Genomic DNA, 19,451 nt, shown 5'->3' with positions numbered 1-19,451 from the left:
TATACAGGATCACACATGACGAAAATACGGGTAGGGCTGTTTTTTGGTGGGCAGTCCACCGAACATGAGGTCTCGTTGCAATCGGCACGGAACATCTATCAGGCGATCGACCGCAATCGCTTTGAGGTGTCGCTGATCGGTATCGACAAGCAGGGACAGTGGCATATCAGCGATGAGCACAGTTACCTGCAGCACGCGGATGATCCAGCCCGCATTGCCTTCAACCCGTCGGGTGAGGCACTGGCGATGATTCCGGGTAGCGCGCAACAGCAGCTGGTGCACGCCCGAACAGCCAATCCGCTGTCCCAGCTGGATGTGGTGTTCCCCATCGTGCATGGTACACAGGGCGAGGATGGCTCCTTGCAGGGCTTGCTGCGCATGGCCAACCTGCCGTTTGTAGGCTGTGGCGTGCTGGGTTCGGCAGTATGCATGGACAAGGATGTGGCCAAACGCCTGCTGCGCGATGCGGGTTTGCCGGTGGTGCCCTTCATCACCCTGACCCGCACATCCCGTAGCAAAACTGACTTTGCTGCGGTCACCGCACAGCTTGGCCTGCCCCTGTTCATCAAACCCGCCAACCAAGGTTCTTCGGTCGGAGTCAGCAAGGCAAGCACGCAAGCCGAGTATGAGGATGCGCTGGATTTTGCCTTTCAGTTCGACCACAAGGTGTTGGTGGAGCAGGCGATTGTTGGGCGGGAGATCGAGTGTGCGGTATTGGGCAATGAACAAGCGCGTGCCAGTGTATGCGGTGAGATCGTCATCCTCAAGGAAGGCTTCTACTCGTACAACACCAAGTACATCAGCGAAGATGGCGCGGCCACGGTGATCCCGGCAGACATTGCCACGGACATTCAGGCCACCTTGCAAGACCTGGCGGTGCAGGCCTTCCAAGCGCTGGAGTGTCGCGGCATGGCACGGGTGGACTTCTTTGTCACGGCAGAACAGCACATCTACATCAACGAGCTCAACACCCTGCCCGGCTTCACCAACATCAGCATGTATCCCAAGCTGTGGGAAGCCAGCGGCCTGCCCTACACCGCGCTGATCAGTGAACTGATAGACCTGGCACTGGCCCGGCATCAGCAAGATCAAGCTCTCAAGACTTCCATCACCTGATGATTGAGCCGTCCATCCTCCTCACGCCGCGCCTTCGTCTGGAGGCGCTTTGCGAGGTACACGCCGATGCCATGCAGACTGTGCTGCAGGATGATCGTCTGTATGCCTGGATGCCGGATACCCGTTTTCCGGATGCAGACGGCCTGCGCCAGCGCTATCGTCGTCTGGCAGCAGGCAGTGGTGATGTGGAGGAAATCTGGCTGAATTACATTGTGTTTGCCAGTGATGCGCTCACGCCCATGGGCTATGTCCAGGCCACGGTCTACCCGGCTCGCCAGCATGCCGAGTTGGCCTATGTGCTGGCACCCGCGTACTGGGGGCAGGGTTTCGCTACTGAGGCCATGCTCGGGCTGATTGCCCATTTGCAGCAACGGCATGACCTGCAAACCCTCTCGCTGCAGATTGATGCCCGCAACCAGCCCTCGCTGGCATTGGCATCGCGGCTGGGGTTTCAAATCACGCGCAGCGTCACCGATGAGGGCACGCTGGACTACATTCTCACCCGCACGCTGCAGCCCGATTGAACAAACTCAGCCTAAGCAACCTCCATGCAAAAAGGCCCTTTCGGGCCTTTTTGTTTATCCACAGCGCCAACTTGCTTACGCCAGCGGCTGGGTTTCCTTGTCCAGCTCGAAGGCCTTGTGCAGCACGCGCACCGCCAGCTCCATGTATTTCTCGTCGATGCCGACGGAAATCTTGATCTCGGAGGTGGTGATCATCTGGATGTTGATGCCCTCTTCGGCCAGCGCACGGAACATGGTGCTGGCGACACCGGCGTGGGAACGCATGCCGATACCCACCACTGACACCTTGGCGATGTCTGCCGAGCCGGTCACGCTGGCGCCACCGATGTGGGAGAGGCTCTCTTCCAGGATGGCCTTGGCCTTCTGGAAGTCATTACGGTGCACGGTAAAGGAGAAGTCCGTAGTGCCGTCGTGGCTGATGTTCTGGATGATCATGTCCACATCCACATTGGCATCCGCTACCGGGCCGAGGATCTGGAAGGCGATGCCCGGCTTGTCCGGTACACCGCGCACGGTAATCTTGGCTTCGTCGCGGTTGAAGGCGATGCCGGAGACGATCGGTTTTTCCATGGAGTCTTCTTCCTCAAACGTAATCAGGGTACCTTCGCCCGGGTCGTCCATGAAGCTGGACAGCACACGCAGCTTGACCTTGTATTTGCCGGCAAATTCTACCGAGCGGATTTGCAGCACCTTGGAGCCGAGGCTGGCCATTTCCAGCATCTCTTCAAAGGTGACGGTCGGCAGCCGTTTGGCTTCCGGTACGATGCGCGGATCGGTGGTGTATACCCCGTCCACGTCGGTATAGATCTGGCACTCGTCTGCCTTGAGTGCAGCCGCCAGTGCCACACCGGTGGTGTCCGAGCCGCCCCGGCCCAGCGTGGTGATGTTGCCGCCGGGGTCCATGCCCTGGAAGCCCGCCACGATCACGATGGTGTCGTTGTCGAGATCCGAGCGCATGCGCTCGGTGTCAATATGTTCAATACGTGCCTTGGTATAGGCATCGTCGGTACGAATGCACACCTGCCCGCCGGTGTAGCTTTTGGCTTTGTATCCGAGGTCTTGCAGGGCCATGGCCAGCAGCGCGATGGTGACTTGCTCTCCAGTGGAGACCATCACATCCAGTTCACGCGGGTCCGGGCTGGCCTGCACTTCCTTGGCGAGGGCAATCAGGCGGTTGGTTTCGCCGCTCATGGCGGAGACGACCACCACCAGCTGGTGTCCGGCTTGCTTGAACCGGGCGACCCGCTTGGCGACGTTCTTGATTCGTTCCGGCGTACCAACCGAGGTTCCGCCGTATTTCTGTACGATGAGCGCCATTGCCTGTTTCCGATGCAGAATCAACTAGTCAAAAGAGGGTTTATTCTACTGCAGGCACGCCGTTTGCGGCGACCTGCGCTTAGAAAAAAATGCCTGTTCGCATATAACCCCGGATTGTAAAGTCATCGGGGTTACATGACACTCCGTACTATCCCGGTCAGGCACGCATTTGACGCGAGCCCGCCCAGCGGGAGTACACTGTCGCCTTGCTGACTGCCCCGCCATTTCCCATGACTTCTCCATTACGCCGCCTGTTGCAATATACCCGCCCGCACCGCCGTGACATCGTGCTGGGCACCAGCTACTCCATCCTCAACAAATTCTTTGATGTGCTGCCGGAAGTGCTGATCGGGGTGGCGGTGGATGTGGTGGTCAACCGGCAGGATTCCTTCCTCGCCCGCATGGGCCTGAGCAGTGTCAGCATGCAGTTGCTGCTGCTGGGTCTGCTCACCGTGTTGATCTGGGGGGGCGAGTCGCTGTTCCAGTATCTGTATGAGGTGAAGTGGCGCAACCTGGCGCAGACCATCCAGCATGGCTTGCGCATGGATGCCTACCGCCATGTTCAGCAGCTGGACATGAATTACTTTGAGAACCAGAGCACCGGCAAACTGCTGGGCATCCTCAATGATGACATCAACCAGATGGAGCGCTTCCTCAATGGCGGCATCAATGCCATCATCCAGGTATTTTGCTCCTCCATCCTGGTTAGCGCGGTGTTCTTTGTACTGGCACCCAAGATTGCGCTGATCGCGCTACTGCCGGTGCCGCTGATTCTCTACGGTGCCTTCTGGTTCCAGCGTCGGCTGGAGCCGCGTTATGCCGTAGTGCGAGAAGCCGCCGGGGTGTTGAATGGCCGGCTGAACAACAATCTGCTGGGCATTGCCACCATCAAGAGCTTTGCCGCCGAAGAGCGTGAGGCCGAGCACATTGAGGCCGCCAGCAACATCTACCGCGAGCACAACCGGGCAGCAATCCGCTTTTCCTCGGCCATCACCCCGGTGATCCGCATGGCCATCCTGTCCGGCTTTGTGGCAACCCTGGTTTATGGCGGCATGCTGACCTTGAGCGGGGAGCTGGCCGTAGGCGGCTACAGCGTGCTGGTGTTCCTCACCCAGCGCCTGCTGTGGCCACTGACGGGCCTCGCCGAAATCACTGATCTCTATCAACGCTCAATGGCCTCGACGCAGCGGGTGCTGAACCTGCTGGAGACGCCGCTGCACATCCCCTATGGCGGTCAAACCCTGTCGCGGGGTACGGTCAAAGGCAAGCTGCAGTTTGAAGGCCTGCATTTCGCCTATGGCGAGCAAGCGGTACTGGATGGCGTGGAGGTGACGGTTCCCGCCGGGCAGACGGTGGCGTTTGTCGGCAGCACCGGCTCCGGCAAGAGTACACTGATCAAGCTGTTGCTGCGCTTTTATACCGCCCAGCAAGGCCGCATCACCCTCGACGGGCAAGACATCCAGCAGCTGGACCTGCAAGACCTGCGCCGCGCCATCGGTTACGTCAGCCAGGACACCTTTCTCACCGATGGCACGGTAGCCGAGAACATTGCCTACGGCTTGCCGGAGGCCAGCCGCGAGCAGATCATCGCCGCCGCCCAGGCTGCCGAAGCACATGCCTTCATCAGCCAGTTGCCGCAAGGCTACGATACCCGGGTGGGTGAGCGCGGGCAAAAGCTCTCCGGTGGACAGCGTCAGCGCATCGCACTGGCGCGGGCGGTGCTGAAAGACCCGCCGATTCTGGTGCTGGACGAGGCCACCTCGGCGGTGGACAACGAGACCGAAGCCGCCATCCAGCGCTCGCTGGATCATCTGGTGGTCGGTCGCACCACGCTGATGATTGCGCATCGCCTCTCCACCATTCGCAACGCCCATTGCATCTATGTGCTGGAGCAAGGCCGTATCGTCGAGCACGGCACCCATGACCAGCTGGTGGCAGCCAATGGCAGCTATGCCAGCCTGTGGCGCCTGCAGACGGGCCAGCGTGACCCGGGCAATGATCTGGGCCTGGCCGCCCTCTGAGCTAAACCATGAGCAGCCCGCCCTACGTTGGCCGCTTTGCCCCCTCGCCGACCGGTCTGTTGCACTTCGGGTCGGTACTGGCGGCGATCGCCAGCTATGTCGATGCCCGCCAGCACGGCGGGCGCTGGCTGGTCCGCATGGAAGACCTCGACCCGCCGCGTGAGCAACCGGGTGCCGCTGAGCACATCCTGCACACCCTGGAGGCGCTAGGCTTGCATTGGGATGGCGAGGTGCTGTGGCAAAGCCGCCGTCACGAGCACTACCTGGCCGCCCTGCAGCAGCTGGAAACCGCAGGCTGGGTTTACCCCTGTGGCTGTTCGCGCAAGGATGTTGCCTCACTGGCCCACGCCGGGGTGGAAGGTCCGGTCTATCCGGATACCTGTCGCAACGGCATGCGTGGTGACGAGCTACGCGGCTGGCGCGTTCGCACGCTGGACAGTCCCATCCACTTCCGCGACCGCATTCGCGGCCACCTGCAATACAATCTGCACCGCGATCTGGGGGATTTCATCCTGCGCCGGGCTGATGGCCTGTTTGCCTATCAGCTGGCGGTGGTGGTGGATGATGCCGAGCAGGGTGTGACCGAGGTCATTCGCGGGGTGGATCTGCTGCACTCCACGCCACGGCAAATCTGGCTGCAACAATTACTGCACCGACCCACGCCGCACTATGCCCATCTGCCGCTGGCATTGAGCCAGCAAGGGCAAAAGTTGAGCAAGCAGAACCTGGCACTGCCGGTGGATGCCGCGCACGCGCCGCAGCTATGGTGGCTGGCCTTGCAGTTTCTGGGGCAACACCCGCCAGAAGCCCTGCTAGGGGCCGAGGTAGCGACCCTGCAGCAGTGGGCAATAACCCACTGGCAGCTCAACCGGGTACCGCGTGACAATCAGCCCGCGCCCACCGGGCTGGAAGGTAATGCATCCAGCATCTGAGTCAGCGTGTCCGCAAACACCGGATAATCCTGCAGCAGAATCGCCAATTGCGCTTCAATGGCAGGCCAGTCGCCTTTGGCCTTGGTCAGCAGGTCAATCTGGCGGCAGGGCTCATAGGGCGACACGGCAATAAAGTTGCCCAAAGCGCCTTTGAGGCTATGCGCACGCTGCTGGGTGACGATGTAATCCCGCTCCCGCACGCTCAGTTGCAAGGCAGCCAGCCGCTCGGGCAGCTGAGCCAAGAGCAGGCGCGCCGCTTCCTGCACCAGCTGCAGCGGTACACCCAGCTGCAATACTTGTTGCTCAATGGCCTGCTGCATGGGAGAAACAGGGGTTGCTGCGGTATCGTTCGCCAGCGGCAAGGGCGCATAGGGCAAGGTCAGCACCGATTCCAGCGTCGCCATGTCCAGCGGCTTGGGCCAAACGCGTTGCGCCCCCGCTTGCAGACAGGCCGCCTCCGACGGAAACCCCGAAGTGGCTTGCAACACCATGCGCTGTGGTTGCGGGCACAACACGGCCAGCATCTGCAGTGTGGCCAGCACACCCTCGCCGTCAGGGGGGGCATCCAGCAGGATCAGGTCACAAGCCGGGGCTGCGGTCTGGGGTTCAGCCAGCCGGGACAGGTGCACCCGGCAGCCAAAACGTTGCAGCATGCGCGGCAGGCTGGCCTGTGCGCCCACCTCCCCCTGCAACAACCAGACCTGCTGCGCCTGCCACATGCGGGACTCCTGTTCAGCTTCAATCAAAGGCATGTTGCAATGCCTGCTCCAGACGGGCGATTGAGAGCACTGTCATGCCCTCGATCGCCTGCTTGGGGGCATTGGCCGCCGGAACGATGGCATGGGTAAAGCCCAGCTTGGCGGCCTCACGCAAGCGCTCCTGCCCGCGCTGTACCGGCCGTATCTCCCCCGCCAACCCCACTTCACCAAATACCACCAGTTTGTCCCGCAGCGGCTTGTTCTTGTAGGACGATACCACGGCCAGCAAGATAGCCAGATCGGCAGCCGGCTCGCTGATGCGCACCCCACCCACGGCATTGAGGAACACATCCTGGTCGAACAAAGCCAGACCAGTATGCCGATGCAATACCGCCAACAGCAAGGCCAAACGGTTCTGTTCCATACCATTGGCCAGTCGTTTCGGGTTCAAGGCGTGGGCATCGTCCACCAGCGCCTGTACTTCCACCAGCAGCGGGCGCGTGCCTTCCTGTGTCACCAGCACGCAGCTGCCCGCCACCGGCTCGGCATGCCCCGAGAGAAACAGTGCCGAGGGATTGCTCACCCCGCGCAGCCCGCGCTCGGTCATGGCAAACACGCCCAGTTCGTTGACCGCACCAAAGCGGTTCTTGAAGGCACGTACCAGCCGGAAGCTGGAATGGGTGTCGCCTTCAAAATACAGTACGGTATCGACAATATGCTCCAGCACCCGGGGACCCGCCAGTGCTCCCTCCTTGGTCACATGCCCGACCAGCACCAGCGTGGTGCCGCTCTGTTTGGCATAGCGGGTAAGCTGTGCCGAGCATTCCCGCACCTGGGCCACGCTGCCGGGAGCGGAGTTGAGGCTGTCCGAGTAGACGGTCTGGATCGAGTCAATCACAGCCAGATGGGGCTTGTGGGCCTCCAGCGTGGCCAGAATGCGCTCCAGCTGGATTTCCGCCAGCAGCTGAATGCCCTTCGACGGCAGCGCCAGCCGCTTGGCACGCAGCGCCACCTGCTGGGCCGACTCCTCACCGCTAACGTACACCACCCGCATCTGGTCGGCCACGGCACTGAGCGCCTGTAGCAACAAGGTAGACTTGCCAATGCCGGGGTCACCGCCCAGCAGCACCACGCCCCCCTCCACCAGCCCGCCCCCCAGTACGCGGTCGAACTCACCGATCCCTGTGGGCCGACGCGGCACATCCTGAGCCTCCACCTGCTCCAGCGGCAGCAGCTGGCTGGCCGCTGCCAGCCCCTGAAAACGGCTGCCGCGCGTCTCTACAGCGGTTTCCTGCAAACTGTTCCAGCTGTTGCAATGCGGGCACTGCCCCTGCCACTTGGGCGAACTGCCACCACAGGCATTGCACACATACTGCACCTTGGCCTTGACCATTCGTCTCGTCCTTCTTGCACCGTACGGGGTGCGGATTACAATTTTTTACCGCCCGTCACAGGCTGATACGTCTGTAGCAATCATGGACATGCTTTCTGCATGGTGGCAGTGCTACAGTGAGATCACCCTGAAATGGAGCCCTTACCATGCATGCTGTTCTGCGAACCCTGCCCCTGCTGCTTGGCCTGCACGCTGGCGTGCTGCTGGCCAAAGGCATGGGCGAAGACGAAGCGCGCCATCTGCTCAACCGCACCGGTTTCAGCCCGGATTACCGGGCCATTCAGCAGTACGCGCTGCTCAGCCGGGAAGAAGGGGTGGATCGCCTGCTGAGCAGTGTGCAGACCCGCCCTGAAACCGAGCCGCCTGCCGAGATTGTGCAGTATACCCCGCCCTCAGCCATCAAGTCGCTGAGTGAAGACGCCAAGCGGGACTTCCGCCGTACCCTGCGGCAGCAAGGTGCGCAATTGCAGGACTGGTGGCTGGGCGAAATGCTGACCACCCGTTCACCGCTCACCGAGCGCCTGACCTTGCTGTGGCACAACCACTTCACCTCCAGCCTGGACAAGGTGAAAGAGCCGGTGCTGATCTACAAGCAAAACCTGTTGCTGCGGCAACACGCGCTGGGCAACTTCGGCACCCTGCTGCATGCGGTCACGCGCGACCCCGCCATGCTGGTCTACCTGGACAATGCCCGCAGCAAGAAGGAACAGCCCAACGAAAACTATGCCCGCGAGGTGATGGAGCTGTTTGCACTGGGTGAGGGCCACTACACCGAGCAGGACATCCGCGAAGGGGCGCGGGCCCTCACCGGGCTCACCCTCAACCCGGCAAACGGCGAAGCCATCTTTGCGCCCAAGCGGCACGACAGCGGCGAGAAAACCCTGTTTGGCCAGCGTGGCCGCTATGACCCGGATGCTTTCATTGACCGTATCCTGCAACAACCGGCCACCGCAGAATACGTCACCCGCCGCCTGTGGCGCGAATTCGTCTCCCCCAACCCGGACGACAAGGAAGTACAGCGACTGGCAAAGCAATTCCGTCAGGATCAGCTGGAGATGAAGCCTCTGCTGCGGCGCATGCTGCTCAGCCCGGCCTTCTGGGACCCGAAAAACCGTGGCACGCTGGTGAAATCACCGGTTGAGCTGGTGGTGGGGACCCTGCGTCAGTTCCAGCCACATCTCTCCGGCAGTCAGGCCCTGGTGCGTGCCGCCGGCGGCATGGGGCAAGAGCTGTTCAACCCGCCCAACGTCAAGGGCTGGCCGGGCGGCAATGACTGGATCAACACCGCCACCCTGCAGGCCCGCCGTCAGTTCCTCGACCAGATTTTCCGGGGGCGCGACTTGCCGATGCCCACCCCGCAAATGGCGGATGCACCCATGGGCAAGGGCGAGATGAGCAAGGGTGAACGTCAGGCCCAGGTACTGACCCGGGCGCTCAGCCGCATCGACATCAATGGTCAGCAATGGCTGCACCAGTTTCCGGACAGCCCGACAGGGCGACAGCAGGTGCAACTCACGCTGCTGCCGCTACCGGCCAGCGGCATGAAAGATGCGACTGAGCCGATGAATGAAGACTGGCTGCTGCAGCTGGTGCTGAGCCCAGCCTACCAGCTGAAGTAACAAGGAGCCCCACATGCAACGCCGACACTTTCTGCAAGCCCTGTCTGCCAGCGCCCTGCTCTCCACCCTGCCGGGTACGGCCTGGGCCCGGGATGGCAAGGACTACCGCAAGCCGCTAATCCTGATTGAGCTCAAAGGCGGCAACGACGGCCTCAATACCGTCGTACCCTATGCCGACCCGCTGTACGCCAAGCTGCGCCCCAAGCTGGCCCTGCCCCGTGACCAGATCCTGCAGCTGAACGGGCAACTGGGCCTGCACCCGAAACTGCAGCCGCTGATGCCCCTCTGGCAGCAGCAACAGCTAGCCATTCTGCACAATGTGGGCTACCCGCAGCCCAATCAGTCCCACTTTCGCTCCATTGAAATCTGGGACACCGCCAGCGATAGCCAGAGCTACCTGCCCGATGGCTGGCTGACCCGCCAATTCAGCAGCGAGCGGGTGCCCGCCAGCTACGCAGCCGACGCCGCCATCCTCGGCAGCCAGACCCTTGGCCCGCTGTTGGGGCGCTCGCGCACCGTGGTGCTCGGCAGCCGCAAGCTGGAAGGCGGCATGATGGAAGACGGCATGGCCGGCCAGCAGGTCAGCGCGCTGGAGCATTTGCTGAAGGTGGAAACCGATATTGGCACTGCCGCACGCGGCCTGCACTACGGCAAGGTGGACACCGAATTTCCCAAGACCGGCTTCGGCAGCGACCTCAAGCGCGTGGCCCAGCTGATCGCCGGCAATAGCCAGGTGGCCGCCTTCCGCCTGACACTGGGCAGCTTTGACACCCATACCAATCAGCTGGCCACTCAGGACCGGCTGCTGGGCGAACTGGCCGATGGCCTCGCGGCCCTGAGCCAGGCCCTGCAGACAATGGGCAAATGGAACGACACCCTGATCCTTACCTATGCCGAGTTTGGCCGCCGGGTGGCTGAAAACGAAAGTGGCGGCACCGATCACGGCATGGCCAATGTGCACTTTGCGCTGGGTGGCCGCGTCAAGGGCGGCTTTCACGGCGAAGGCCCGCGCCTGCACGATCTGGACAACGGCAACCTGCGCTACCAGATCGACTTTCGCAGCGTCTACGCCAGCGTAATCGACCGCTGGTGGAACAGCGACAGCAGCCGGGTGCTGGGGCAACGCTATTCACCCGTCGCCTTCATCTGAGCGCTTGCCCCGCGGCCAACGGGCAGCCCCGCCCCCACGGCGCGGGGCTTTCCCGTACAATAGCGGCCATGCGCATACTGGCCATTGATACCTCGACTGAGCAGCTCTCGCTCGCCCTGTGGCAAGACGGAGCCACGCTCGATCACGCCTGCCCGGCTGGGCAGCAGCATTCCTCACTCACCGTGCCGCTGATCCAGCAATTGCTGGCCGAAGCCGGTTGCAGCCCGCAGCAGCTGGATGCCATCGCCTACCCGGTCGGCCCTGGCTCCTTTACCGGCCTGCGGATCGGCTGCGGGGTGGCGCAAGGCTTGGGCTACGCCTTGGATAAACCGCTGATTGGCCTCTCCACCCTCGCCGCGCTGGCGGCTTCGGTGGACGCCAATCAGGTACTGGCCTGCCTCGACGCCCGCATGAACCAGCTCTACGCTGGCCGCTACCGCCGCACGGCCACAGGCTGGGAAAACGTGCTGCCCGATGGCCTGTACAACCCGGAGCAACTTCCGCTGCCAGAAGAAGACGGCTGGCATGGCGTCGGCAATGGCTTTGCCGCGCAGCCCGGCTTGCAGGCCCGTGCGCCGCAGCTGCAGGTGGTGGATACCCAGCGCCTGCCGCATGCGCGTGAACTGGCACAGCTGGCCGCTACCGCCTTCCAGCGCGGCGAAGCCGTACCAGCATCGGAGGCCGGGCTGGTCTACCTGCGCGATAAAGTGGCGCTCACCACCCGCGAGCGGGAAAAGGCATGAGCACGCCACAAATTCAGCGCCTGGGGCAGCATGATCTGGATGCGCTGGTGGAGCTGGACGCCGCAGCTGGCCCCTGGCCGTGGAACCGCAACCAGTTTCAGGGCTCGCTGGAGCTGGGCGACCGCGTCTACGGCTATGTGCAGGATGGCGAGCTGCTGGCCTTTGCCATCATCCAGCCGGTGCTGGACGAAGCCAGCCTGCTCAACATCGCCGTGGCCGCCAGCCAGCAAGGGCAAGGCATCGCGCGCACCTTCCTGCGCAGCCTGCTCACCACACTGGCGGCAGAAGGCATCCACAAGGTGTTTCTGGAAGTGCGCGCCAGCAACCAGCCTGCCCGCGCCCTCTACACCCGGCTCGGCTTTCAGTCGGCAGGCATACGCCGCAACTACTACCCCATTCACGGTGGCCGTGAAGACGCCGACTGCATGGTGCTGCAGCTGGAGGCCGCATGAATCCGCATGACCCGGCGCTGCTGAGCGTACTGGAGCTGAGCCCAGTATGGCTGCCACGCGGCAGCAGCGCAGCGCTGCAGCCCGCAGTGGCCGAAGCTGCCCCAACACAGCTGGAACCCATCGCCACACCGGAACCGCGCCTGCAGACGACACCCGCGCCCGTCGCAGAGATCGCAGCGCCAGCCACTACCCCGGCAGCCCCTGCCCGCCCGCTCAACAACGCCGCGGCTCGAGGTCTGGCCGATGCGCTGGCGGCCGCCCGTGGCCGCGCCCGCCCGGTGGAGGACGGCCCGCCCGCCTCAGCCGAAGCTCCGGCAGCTACGGTCGCCGCGCCCGTTGCTGCCCCCTCCGCCTGGGCGCATCTGGACTGGGAACCGCTGGCAGAGCAAGTACGCGATTGCCGCGCCTGTGGCCTGTGCCAAAGCCGCACCCAGACCGTGTTTGGCGTGGGCGACCGCAAGGCCGAATGGCTGATTGTGGGCGAAGCCCCCGGTGCCGAGGAAGACCGCCGTGGCGAACCCTTTGTCGGCCCTGCCGGGCAACTGCTGGACAATATGCTGGCCGCGCTGCAGCTCACGCGCGGCGAGAACGTCTACATCGCCAACGTGCTGAAATGCCGCCCGCCCGCCAACCGCGACCCGCAACCGGACGAAGTACAGGCCTGCAGCCAGTACCTGCAGCGGCAGGTGGAGCTGCTGCAGCCGCGCGTGATCCTGGCACTGGGCCGCTTTGCCGCCAACACCCTGCTGCAGTCGGAGAGCAGCATCGCCGCCCTGCGCGGCAAGGTACACCACTATCAGCAGATACCGCTGATCGTCAGCTACCACCCGGCCTACCTGCTGCGCAACCTGCCGGACAAGGCCAAGAGCTGGCAAGACCTGCTGCTGGCCCGCCGCACCTGGCTTGGCCACAAAAACCCGCCAGCGCAGGCTTGACGCCAAGGCAGGAGGCCGGTATAGTTCGCCCTCTCGATGCCGCTGGCGGCGTAACAAGCCGGATGCGTCGGACAATGGTGGATGTAGCTCAGTTGGTAGAGTCCAGGATTGTGATTCCTGTCGTCGTGGGTTCGAGTCCCATCATCCACCCCAAGATTGTAAAGCCCGACCTCTGGTCGGGCTTTTTTCTTTGGTGCGCTGCGCATTTAACTGCCCCGCACATGCATCAAAGCATAGCGCCACACCTGTAAGCGCGCAGCAGCTTTTGCACTTTTTTGCGCTATTATTTGCATAAGGCTGTACGCAGTTTTGCGACATCTATTGCACAGAGTGGCCATTCTTACTTCACCCATGGCAGTTCATCCCAAGCAGTGGTCCATCGGGGAAACCGCTTAGCTTGCTTCATGCTCAAGCATTGGTCTTTGCCACAGCTGGCCAGCCGGAGGGCTACCTATAAGCCTGTTGCGAAAACGGGCTATTTCGACTGCTTGGGGGCAGAATGATTGTAACCCTGCCCTCTCTCTCATAGGTTTTATAACGATGGCAGATGGTACAGGTGAGTGTAGCCCTACAGCGGCCCAATCTCTACCATAGCGGATTCCCGTTACCCAATGGAGAGACAAGATGCCGAGGCCGCCCATCCTTTCCGCCTTGCTGATTCAGGCAGACCTTAACCCCGCTGTTTCTACACAGAAGCTGTCTGACGATCAAGTATGCCTATTGATTATCAAGACGTCGATTGCAAGCAACCCTGTCCATAGTGCTTGTCCGTACCAGTCCGCCATGAATGGTTCTGCATGTGGTGGCAAGCCAGTTTATTCAAGTGGTGGCAGCTACGCTCCGCTATACTACCCACAGGGTTTGACTCCGCAGATGCCTCAGCAGTGGGGGCAGCAGAATGGGGGTTAAGGCTAAAGTGGCGGGTTGGTGGCAAAGGGTTGGCAGGGTAGTAAGCAATGAAACAGATGCCTTGAAGGTTTTTCACAAGCATGCGCCATCGGTTTTGGTCATTCAGCTAACCACCACAATTTCATTATGGCTCCTTTCCGACTTTCATATTCTTTACTTCATTTCGTTAATGATCGGATGCATCGCCAATTTTTTAATGGCGTTTGAGATATACAATGCAATCTCCAAAACCAACATTTCAGAAATGACGCTAACATTGATAAATTGGATTGGCAGAGGTGCGATACTATTCTTGGCGCTATGGCTATCAAGGTACTTTACCAGTGCAGTAATTAACTTTGAATGGGAGAATGACTACATCGTCAGCGTAATTGGGTTTGCAGTAACTGCCCCTTACATTCTTTTATTTGCCTCATTTTCTCTATGGTTCACAAGTTTTATTATTGTCTCATCCAACAAGAAAAAGATCGACCTCTTACAAAGCGAGACCGATATTACCGCAAACAGGATCGATCAAAAGGTAAAGTCCAAGCTTCCAAAATATAGACTTACTTTCTATATAGCCTTTGCGGTTTCACTTCTTTATATCTATGCCACTCCTTTAATCAACCCATCCAAAACAGCCGAAATTACGATCTCACTTATAAAAAGTAACCTTTACAGGTTCGCTGCTTCAGAGTGGCAGCGATGTGCGCTTGAAATTTCCATGGATGAAGAGAACCCAATCAAGGCAATCAAAGCGAACGGGGACGAGTACATTGAAGTGAGGAGAGTGAATGGTGTTGTCACCTTCACCCCGCGAAAGTGCATCTCCAAAGCCATGGTATCGGTGCAGCAACCAGCCTCAGCGCCGTAGTAATTTCCCTCCATCCGCCTTACCATGCGGTGGTGAAACCGGCTACCGAGACGGCATGGGGGGTCGCCGGGTATTTTCGTGACCCGGACGGGCATTTGTTTGAGGTGTGCTACGAGGCGGCCTGGAATCTGGATGCCCATGGCCGCCTGTGGGTGTAGCCTGTTGCGGCTGGACACGTAAGGTACAGGAGATGAGATTGCGCACGGCAAGGGGTAAGCAATGGCTGGTGGTCATCCTGGCAATGGCGGGCTTGTCTGCACAGGCACAGCCGTCCTGCAGTGGTGAACTCTACCGACAGGCGGAGTCCGCCCTGCCCGCAGCCAGCATCAGCTGGCCCGCTTTGCATCGGCACTGGCACCAATATGCCGCCTGTGATGACGGTGCTTTGGCCGAAGGCTACTCCGAAGCAGTGGTGCAGTTATTACTGGACCGCCCGCAATGGCCCGCGCTGAATCGCATCACCACGCAAGATGCCCGTTTCCGGCGCTGGCTGCTGGGCCATGTGGATGAATCGGCGTCAACGGCAGACTTGCAGCAGCTGCAGGCGCAGACTGCCACATGCAGCAGCGCACTCTGCCATGCGGTTCAGCAAGCGCTGGCACGCTCGGCCACGCCCTGAGCGCGCTATGCTTCCTCCACATGCGCCGGGCGCAGGAACCAGGCGACGATACTGCACGGGAACAGCACCAGCATCACCCAGAACAGGATACGCCAGTCACGGTTACCGGCTTCCAGCAACTGCATGGATTCGACAAAAAACACTTCGCAGGCCCCATTGCCGGTGTCGGTGCGTACCGTGCTACTGCGGCGGGTGAAGGTGGGGTTGCCGTTGACCACGGTGGTGTAGTCCGCCAGAAAGCCTTGCAGGCGGATCTGGTCGCCGATGCGGACTTTGCGCAGCTGCCGGGCCAGGCTGTGCTGATCGGTCAGGATGTGGTTGTTGCTGAGGCTGCTGCCGTCGAACTGTTGCCAGGTTTCGCCATTGCCGCTGCTGACCCAGCAGGTCCATTGGTCGTTGTGGTAGTCCAGCTTGCGGAATACGCCATTCTTGAGGTTGTGACCCCAGACCACGCACAGGTCCATGAGATTGAGGTTGTCGTTGGACTCGCGGTGTACATAGTCCCACCAGGCATCGGAATCATGGCGGCTGACCACCAAGCCGTAGAGGTCGTAATCAAACCGGGGCTGGATACGGTAGTCGATGCCCTTCACCCGGGTGGTGAACGGGGCTTTGTAGGTGGTGTCTTGTAGCGGGGCTTGTGCCAGCTCGGGCCGCCATTGCTGCACCCCGAGCAGCGATTCCCGCATGAAGGCAGAGATCAGCAGTAACAGCAGACTACCCCAGAACCACACAGCCACAAACCGGCGCGACATCATTGCTCCCCTTGGTCCATGCCGCTCATTGTGTCATATCAAGGCTGTCGCGTGGCAGGCTGTTGCATCATGCAGGTATCCCGTCTGGCTGGAGCGTGCCATGCATCATGTTGTGCTGTTGTTTCATCTGCTGGGTGCCAGTATCTGGACTGGCGGGCATCTGCTACTGGCGCTGGTGATCCTGCCGCAAGTGCTGCGCTCGCGCGATCTGCCTCGCCTGCAGCAGTTTGAGGCGGCCTTTGAGCGGGTGGGGATTCCGGCGCTGCTGATTCAGGTGGCCACCGGCTTGCTGCTGGCCTGGCAGCGCCTGCCGGTATTCTCGATGTGGCTGGACTGGAATAACCCGGCCGCCCGCCCCATCCTGTGCAAGCTGGTGTTGCTGCTGCTGACCCTGCTGCTGGCACTGGACGCCCGGCTGCGGCTGATCCCCAGGCTCACGCCGGAGCGGCTGCCTGCGCTGGCTTGGCATATCATCCCGGTTACCCTCATCAGCGTGCTGTTCGTGGTCACGGGCGTGGCCTTTCAGGCAGGCTGGCTGTATTGAGGATCATGCCGGGGTGCTATCGAGCAAGGCTGTCAGTTGCTGTAGCAACCAGCGTGGCGCAGCGGCAGTCTGGTAGCGGGCATGCTGGTAGAGGCAGACGGCAAAAGCAGGCACCGTCAGCGGGAGGGGGCGCTGTACCACGGGCAGCGCCTTGCCCAGCACTTGTGCCGCGCGGCGGGGAATGCTCATCAGCAGGTCGGTCTGGGCAATCACAAACGGCGCGGCCAGTACGGAAGGCAGGTGCAGGCTCACCTGTCGTTGTCGCCCTTGCGCGGCCAGCACCCGGTCCACCACCCCCTGGCTTTCATTCCACGGCGTCACCACCACATGCTGGGCGGACAGGTAGGCTTCCAGCCCCCAAGCGCCGACCAACAGCGGGTGACCTTGCCGCAGTAGAACCACGTAGTCATCCTCAAACCAGCGGTGGCTGAGAATCTGGCCTGGCAAGTCCGGCTGATCGCCAGTGAAGCCCACTGCAAAATCCAGTTGTCCACTGGCCAGGTCCGCCACCGGTACATGCTGCTCACTGCTCACCACCCGCACATGCACCTTGGGCGCGTCCATGGCCAGCTTGGCCATCAGCGGGGGCAGCAAGACGCAGGCGGTGTAATCGGTGGCCGCCAGCACAAAGCTGCGCTCACTGTGGCGAGGGTCGAACCCGCCAGCACCTTGCAGCGCGCCACCCAGCATCTGCAGCGCGGCGTGGATGTCCGCCGCCATCTGCTGCGCATACAGTGTAGGCTGCATGCCCTGCCCGACCCGTACAAACAGCTCATCGCCCAGCGCGGCCCGCAACCGGGATAGCGCGTGGCTGAACGCCGAAGGGCTCAGCGACAGCACATCGGCCGCCACGGTGACTTGTCGGCTGTGGTACAGGGCGTCGAACACCAGCAACAGGTTCAGGTCCAGCCGTCGCAAACCATGATGCATACTGTTCATCCACATATGAAAACAATGCACTACATGCAGCACAGTAAATCACATACCATAGCCGCATTCAATGCACTGGAGCACATGCCATGTCCCTGACCCTGCGTCCCGCCACCCGTGAGGACATTCCCCGTTTGCTGGGCCTGATCCGGGAGCTGGCGATTTATGAACGCGCCGAGCATGAAGTGCTGGCAACGGAGGCCGACCTGCAGGCCAGCCTGTTTGGCGGTGACCATACCGCGCAGGCACTGTGCTGCGACGTGGCGGGGGAAACCATCGGTTATGCGGTGTATTTCTACAGCTATTCGACCTGGCTGGGTAAACGCGGGTTGTATCTGGAAGACTTGTACATCACCCCCAGCCAGCGGGGTCATGGTTATGGCAAACAAGTGTTGCGCCATCTGGCGCAGCTGGCCGTCGAGCAAGGTTGCCCGCGCTTTGAATGGAGCGTGCTGGACTGGAACCAGCCCGCCATCGACTTCTACCAGTCGCTCGGCGCTGCCCCGCAATCAGAGTGGGTACGCTACCGCATGAGCAGCGACGCGCTGCAGCAGTTTGCCCGTAGCTCGGACTGAGCCACTGGCGGCACCCGCAGTGCCGCCAGTGACCTCACTTGCAGCGAACCAGCGTAGACCACTCGCTGTCCATCGGCTTGTCCAGCACCGAGAGCCACAGCAGCGATTTGCCATCGTGGGACAGGAAGAAGCTTTGCTTTTCCTCCCACTCGCTACCGCCGCCCGACATCTTCATCTGCACCTGCACCTGGCGCGGGCTGATGATGGTGAGCGACATTACTTCACCGCCACCATCGCCCCCTTGCAGACTACTGCCCTGCAGGGCAATCACCTGCATCGGTACTTTGCACCCCGCCGCCGTGGGTGCCCACTTGCCCTGAAACGCCTTGGGCAGAGACACGCCCGCTTGTGCCCCATGGGCCACCACCAGCAGTGCAGACAGCACGCCCATACGTTGCCACCACTTCATGCTTTATCCTTTCGTTGACAGGCCCAAGGCATGGACAGGCGTCCCCCCAAACCGTTCCCCACAGCATACAATGACGGTTTTGACGCCCGATGTGTGACTTGGAAACACTGGACATCCTGTATCAGGACGACGCCCTGATCGCCGTACACAAACCGGCTGGCCTCCTGGTCCACCGCAGCGAGCTGGACCGCCACGAAACCCGGTTTGCCGTGCAGATGCTGCGTGACCAGGTGGGCCATCACGTCTACCCGGTACACCGGCTGGACAAGGGCACCTCGGGCCTGCTGCTGTTTGCCCGCTCCGCTGAAGTATGCAAGCTGGCGGCCAGTGCCTTTGAAAACCGGCAGGTGAAAAAGGGCTATCTGGCGGTGGTGCGCGGCTGGCCTACAGATGCCGGCGAGATCGACCATCCGCTGACCCGCCATGCCGATGCAGCAGCAGACGCCCTGCCCCAGCCCGCCCAAACCCACTTTCACACCCTGCAGCGCATTGAGCTGCCGTGGCAGATCGACCGCTACCCGGTGAGCCGCTACGCGCTGCTGACACTGGAGCCGCTGACCGGGCGGCAGCACCAGCTACGTCGCCACCTCAAGCACGTCAGCCACCCGATCATTGGCGACGCCACCTATGGCAAAGGGCAGCACAACCGGCGTTTTGCCGAGCACACCGGCGTCCACCGTCTGCTGCTCGCCAGCACCCGACTCGCACTACCCCACCCGCTCACTGGACAGTGGCTGGAACTGCACTGCCCGCTGGAAGCCAATTTCCGCCAGGTGCTGGACACACTCGGCTGGACGGAGCCCGCGACATCCCACGACACCGACCAGCGCGGGTGACGTTCTCCCGCAAGCCGTGTACAATCCGCGCCCGGAGTGTCTGCGTAGTTCAATGGATAGAACGGGGTCCTCCTAAGACTCAAATACAGGTTCGATTCCTGTCGCGGACACCACTCCC

At 61.5% G+C, this 19,451-nt stretch carries 22 protein-coding genes and 2 tRNA genes; 17 read left to right on the top strand and 7 right to left on the bottom strand.

Going from position 1 to position 19,451, the window contains the following annotated elements; translation table 11 throughout:
- The first annotated feature begins 15 nt into the window (after positions 1-15).
- On the top strand, positions 16-1,116 hold the full coding sequence (ddlA, locus tag ACE3O2_RS06855) for a D-alanine--D-alanine ligase (protein WP_374335980.1): 1,101 nt from the start codon (positions 16-18) through the stop codon (positions 1,114-1,116).
- Entirely contained in the window at positions 1,116-1,640 is a 525-nt protein-coding gene (locus ACE3O2_RS06850; RefSeq protein ID WP_374335977.1) for a GNAT family N-acetyltransferase, read from the top strand. Before ddlA ends, ACE3O2_RS06850 begins: the two co-directional genes overlap by 1 nt.
- Positions 1,641-1,715: 75 nt before the next feature.
- On the opposite strand, the gene ACE3O2_RS06845 is transcribed toward ACE3O2_RS06850, so the two are convergent.
- On the bottom strand, positions 1,716-2,957 hold the full coding sequence (locus tag ACE3O2_RS06845; protein ID WP_168875643.1) for an aspartate kinase: 1,242 nt from the start codon (positions 2,955-2,957) through the stop codon (positions 1,716-1,718).
- 230 nt (positions 2,958-3,187) lie between these two features.
- Between ACE3O2_RS06845 and ACE3O2_RS06840 the strand changes: the two genes are divergently transcribed.
- Positions 3,188-4,978: an ABC transporter ATP-binding protein gene (locus tag ACE3O2_RS06840; RefSeq protein WP_374335974.1), complete on the top strand. Its 1,791-nt coding sequence runs from the start codon at positions 3,188-3,190 to the stop codon at positions 4,976-4,978.
- A gap of 8 nt (positions 4,979-4,986) precedes the next feature.
- A complete protein-coding gene (gene gluQRS / locus ACE3O2_RS06835) occupies positions 4,987-5,910 on the top strand; it encodes a tRNA glutamyl-Q(34) synthetase GluQRS (protein WP_374335971.1) in 924 nt (307 codons plus the stop codon).
- On the opposite strand, the gene ACE3O2_RS06830 is transcribed toward gluQRS, so the two are convergent.
- Together ACE3O2_RS06830 and radA are read right to left on the bottom strand one after the other, a co-directional pair.
- Positions 5,865-6,662, bottom strand: a complete 798-nt coding sequence (locus tag ACE3O2_RS06830) for an Hpt domain-containing protein (RefSeq protein ID WP_374335969.1) — start codon at positions 6,660-6,662, stop codon at positions 5,865-5,867. The two genes, gluQRS and ACE3O2_RS06830, sit on opposite strands and share 46 nt — an antisense overlap.
- Positions 6,649-8,001, bottom strand: coding sequence for a DNA repair protein RadA (radA, locus tag ACE3O2_RS06825; RefSeq protein ID WP_168875647.1), 1,353 nt, complete (start codon positions 7,999-8,001; stop codon positions 6,649-6,651). Before radA ends, ACE3O2_RS06830 begins: the two co-directional genes overlap by 14 nt.
- A gap of 146 nt (positions 8,002-8,147) precedes the next feature.
- Here radA and ACE3O2_RS06820 point away from each other — a divergent pair, with 146 nt between their 5' ends.
- The 6 genes from ACE3O2_RS06820 to ACE3O2_RS06795 all read left to right on the top strand — a co-directional run bounded on the left by ACE3O2_RS06820 (position 8,148) and on the right by ACE3O2_RS06795 (position 13,053).
- Positions 8,148-9,620, top strand: a complete 1,473-nt coding sequence (locus tag ACE3O2_RS06820; protein ID WP_374335966.1) for a DUF1800 family protein — start codon at positions 8,148-8,150, stop codon at positions 9,618-9,620.
- Positions 9,621-9,633: 13 nt separating this feature from the next.
- On the top strand, positions 9,634-10,770 hold the full coding sequence (locus ACE3O2_RS06815) for a DUF1501 domain-containing protein (protein ID WP_374335964.1): 1,137 nt from the start codon (positions 9,634-9,636) through the stop codon (positions 10,768-10,770).
- A gap of 68 nt (positions 10,771-10,838) precedes the next feature.
- Positions 10,839-11,513: a tRNA (adenosine(37)-N6)-threonylcarbamoyltransferase complex dimerization subunit type 1 TsaB gene (gene tsaB / locus ACE3O2_RS06810; protein ID WP_374335962.1), complete on the top strand. Its 675-nt coding sequence runs from the start codon at positions 10,839-10,841 to the stop codon at positions 11,511-11,513.
- A complete protein-coding gene (rimI, locus tag ACE3O2_RS06805) occupies positions 11,510-11,965 on the top strand; it encodes a ribosomal protein S18-alanine N-acetyltransferase (protein ID WP_374335961.1) in 456 nt (151 codons plus the stop codon). The genes tsaB and rimI overlap by 4 nt, the downstream gene beginning before the upstream one ends.
- Complete coding sequence (locus tag ACE3O2_RS06800; protein ID WP_374335960.1) at positions 11,962-12,900, top strand: uracil-DNA glycosylase family protein; 939 nt, start codon at positions 11,962-11,964, stop codon at positions 12,898-12,900. The genes rimI and ACE3O2_RS06800 overlap by 4 nt, the downstream gene beginning before the upstream one ends.
- Positions 12,901-12,977: 77 nt before the next feature.
- Positions 12,978-13,053 (top strand) — tRNA-His (locus ACE3O2_RS06795).
- 187 nt (positions 13,054-13,240) lie between these two features.
- Here ACE3O2_RS06795 and ACE3O2_RS06790 read toward each other — a convergent pair.
- Positions 13,241-13,339 carry a DUF4113 domain-containing protein gene (locus tag ACE3O2_RS06790; RefSeq protein ID WP_374336672.1) on the bottom strand — a complete coding sequence of 33 codons (99 nt, stop codon included), beginning with the start codon at positions 13,337-13,339 and terminating at the stop codon, positions 13,241-13,243.
- 459 nt (positions 13,340-13,798) lie between these two features.
- On the opposite strand from ACE3O2_RS06790, the gene ACE3O2_RS06785 reads away from it, so the two are divergent.
- Genes ACE3O2_RS06785 through ACE3O2_RS06775 form a run of 3 tightly spaced genes read left to right on the top strand, consistent with a single transcriptional unit; the run spans position 13,799 to position 15,284 of the window.
- A complete protein-coding gene (locus ACE3O2_RS06785) occupies positions 13,799-14,665 on the top strand; it encodes a hypothetical protein (protein ID WP_374335959.1) in 867 nt (288 codons plus the stop codon).
- A 32-nt stretch (positions 14,666-14,697) separates the two neighbouring features.
- Positions 14,698-14,823, top strand: a complete 126-nt coding sequence (locus ACE3O2_RS06780) for a hypothetical protein (protein ID WP_374335958.1) — start codon at positions 14,698-14,700, stop codon at positions 14,821-14,823.
- 32 nt (positions 14,824-14,855) lie between these two features.
- The gene (locus ACE3O2_RS06775) at positions 14,856-15,284 is read left to right on the top strand and encodes a hypothetical protein (protein ID WP_374335956.1); all 429 of its coding nucleotides are present in this window, start codon (positions 14,856-14,858) and stop codon (positions 15,282-15,284) included.
- A 5-nt stretch (positions 15,285-15,289) separates the two neighbouring features.
- Here ACE3O2_RS06775 and ACE3O2_RS06770 read toward each other — a convergent pair whose 3' ends face one another.
- Entirely contained in the window at positions 15,290-16,039 is a 750-nt protein-coding gene (locus tag ACE3O2_RS06770; RefSeq protein ID WP_374335954.1) for a hypothetical protein, read from the bottom strand.
- A 100-nt stretch (positions 16,040-16,139) separates the two neighbouring features.
- Between ACE3O2_RS06770 and ACE3O2_RS06765 the strand changes: the two genes are divergently transcribed.
- Positions 16,140-16,583 (top strand): CopD family protein, encoded by a 444-nt coding sequence (locus ACE3O2_RS06765; protein WP_168875658.1) that lies wholly within the window; start codon positions 16,140-16,142, stop codon positions 16,581-16,583.
- Between the two features lie 3 nt (positions 16,584-16,586).
- Here the strand turns inward: ACE3O2_RS06765 and ACE3O2_RS06760 are convergent, their stop codons facing one another.
- On the bottom strand, positions 16,587-17,522 hold the full coding sequence (locus ACE3O2_RS06760) for a LysR family transcriptional regulator (RefSeq protein ID WP_374335951.1): 936 nt from the start codon (positions 17,520-17,522) through the stop codon (positions 16,587-16,589).
- 80 nt (positions 17,523-17,602) lie between these two features.
- On the opposite strand from ACE3O2_RS06760, the gene ACE3O2_RS06755 reads away from it, so the two are divergent.
- Positions 17,603-18,088 (top strand): N-acetyltransferase family protein, encoded by a 486-nt coding sequence (locus ACE3O2_RS06755; RefSeq protein WP_374335949.1) that lies wholly within the window; start codon positions 17,603-17,605, stop codon positions 18,086-18,088.
- A 34-nt stretch (positions 18,089-18,122) separates the two neighbouring features.
- Here ACE3O2_RS06755 and ACE3O2_RS06750 read toward each other — a convergent pair whose 3' ends face one another.
- Positions 18,123-18,497, bottom strand: coding sequence for a hypothetical protein (locus tag ACE3O2_RS06750; RefSeq protein WP_374335947.1), 375 nt, complete (start codon positions 18,495-18,497; stop codon positions 18,123-18,125).
- A gap of 89 nt (positions 18,498-18,586) precedes the next feature.
- Between ACE3O2_RS06750 and ACE3O2_RS06745 the strand changes: the two genes are divergently transcribed.
- Both ACE3O2_RS06745 and ACE3O2_RS06740 read left to right on the top strand, forming a co-directional pair.
- Entirely contained in the window at positions 18,587-19,333 is a 747-nt protein-coding gene (locus ACE3O2_RS06745; RefSeq protein ID WP_374335945.1) for a pseudouridine synthase, read from the top strand.
- 38 nt (positions 19,334-19,371) lie between these two features.
- Positions 19,372-19,446, top strand: a tRNA-Arg gene (locus tag ACE3O2_RS06740).
- Positions 19,447-19,451: the final 5 nt, after the last annotated feature.

The organism is Leeia sp. (genome assembly GCF_041909055.1).
GTDB lineage: Bacteria > Pseudomonadota > Gammaproteobacteria > Burkholderiales > Leeiaceae > Leeia > Leeia aquatica.
The sequence above is the reverse complement of the archived record's forward strand: the minus strand, read 5'-3'. Positions and strand labels throughout refer to the sequence as shown.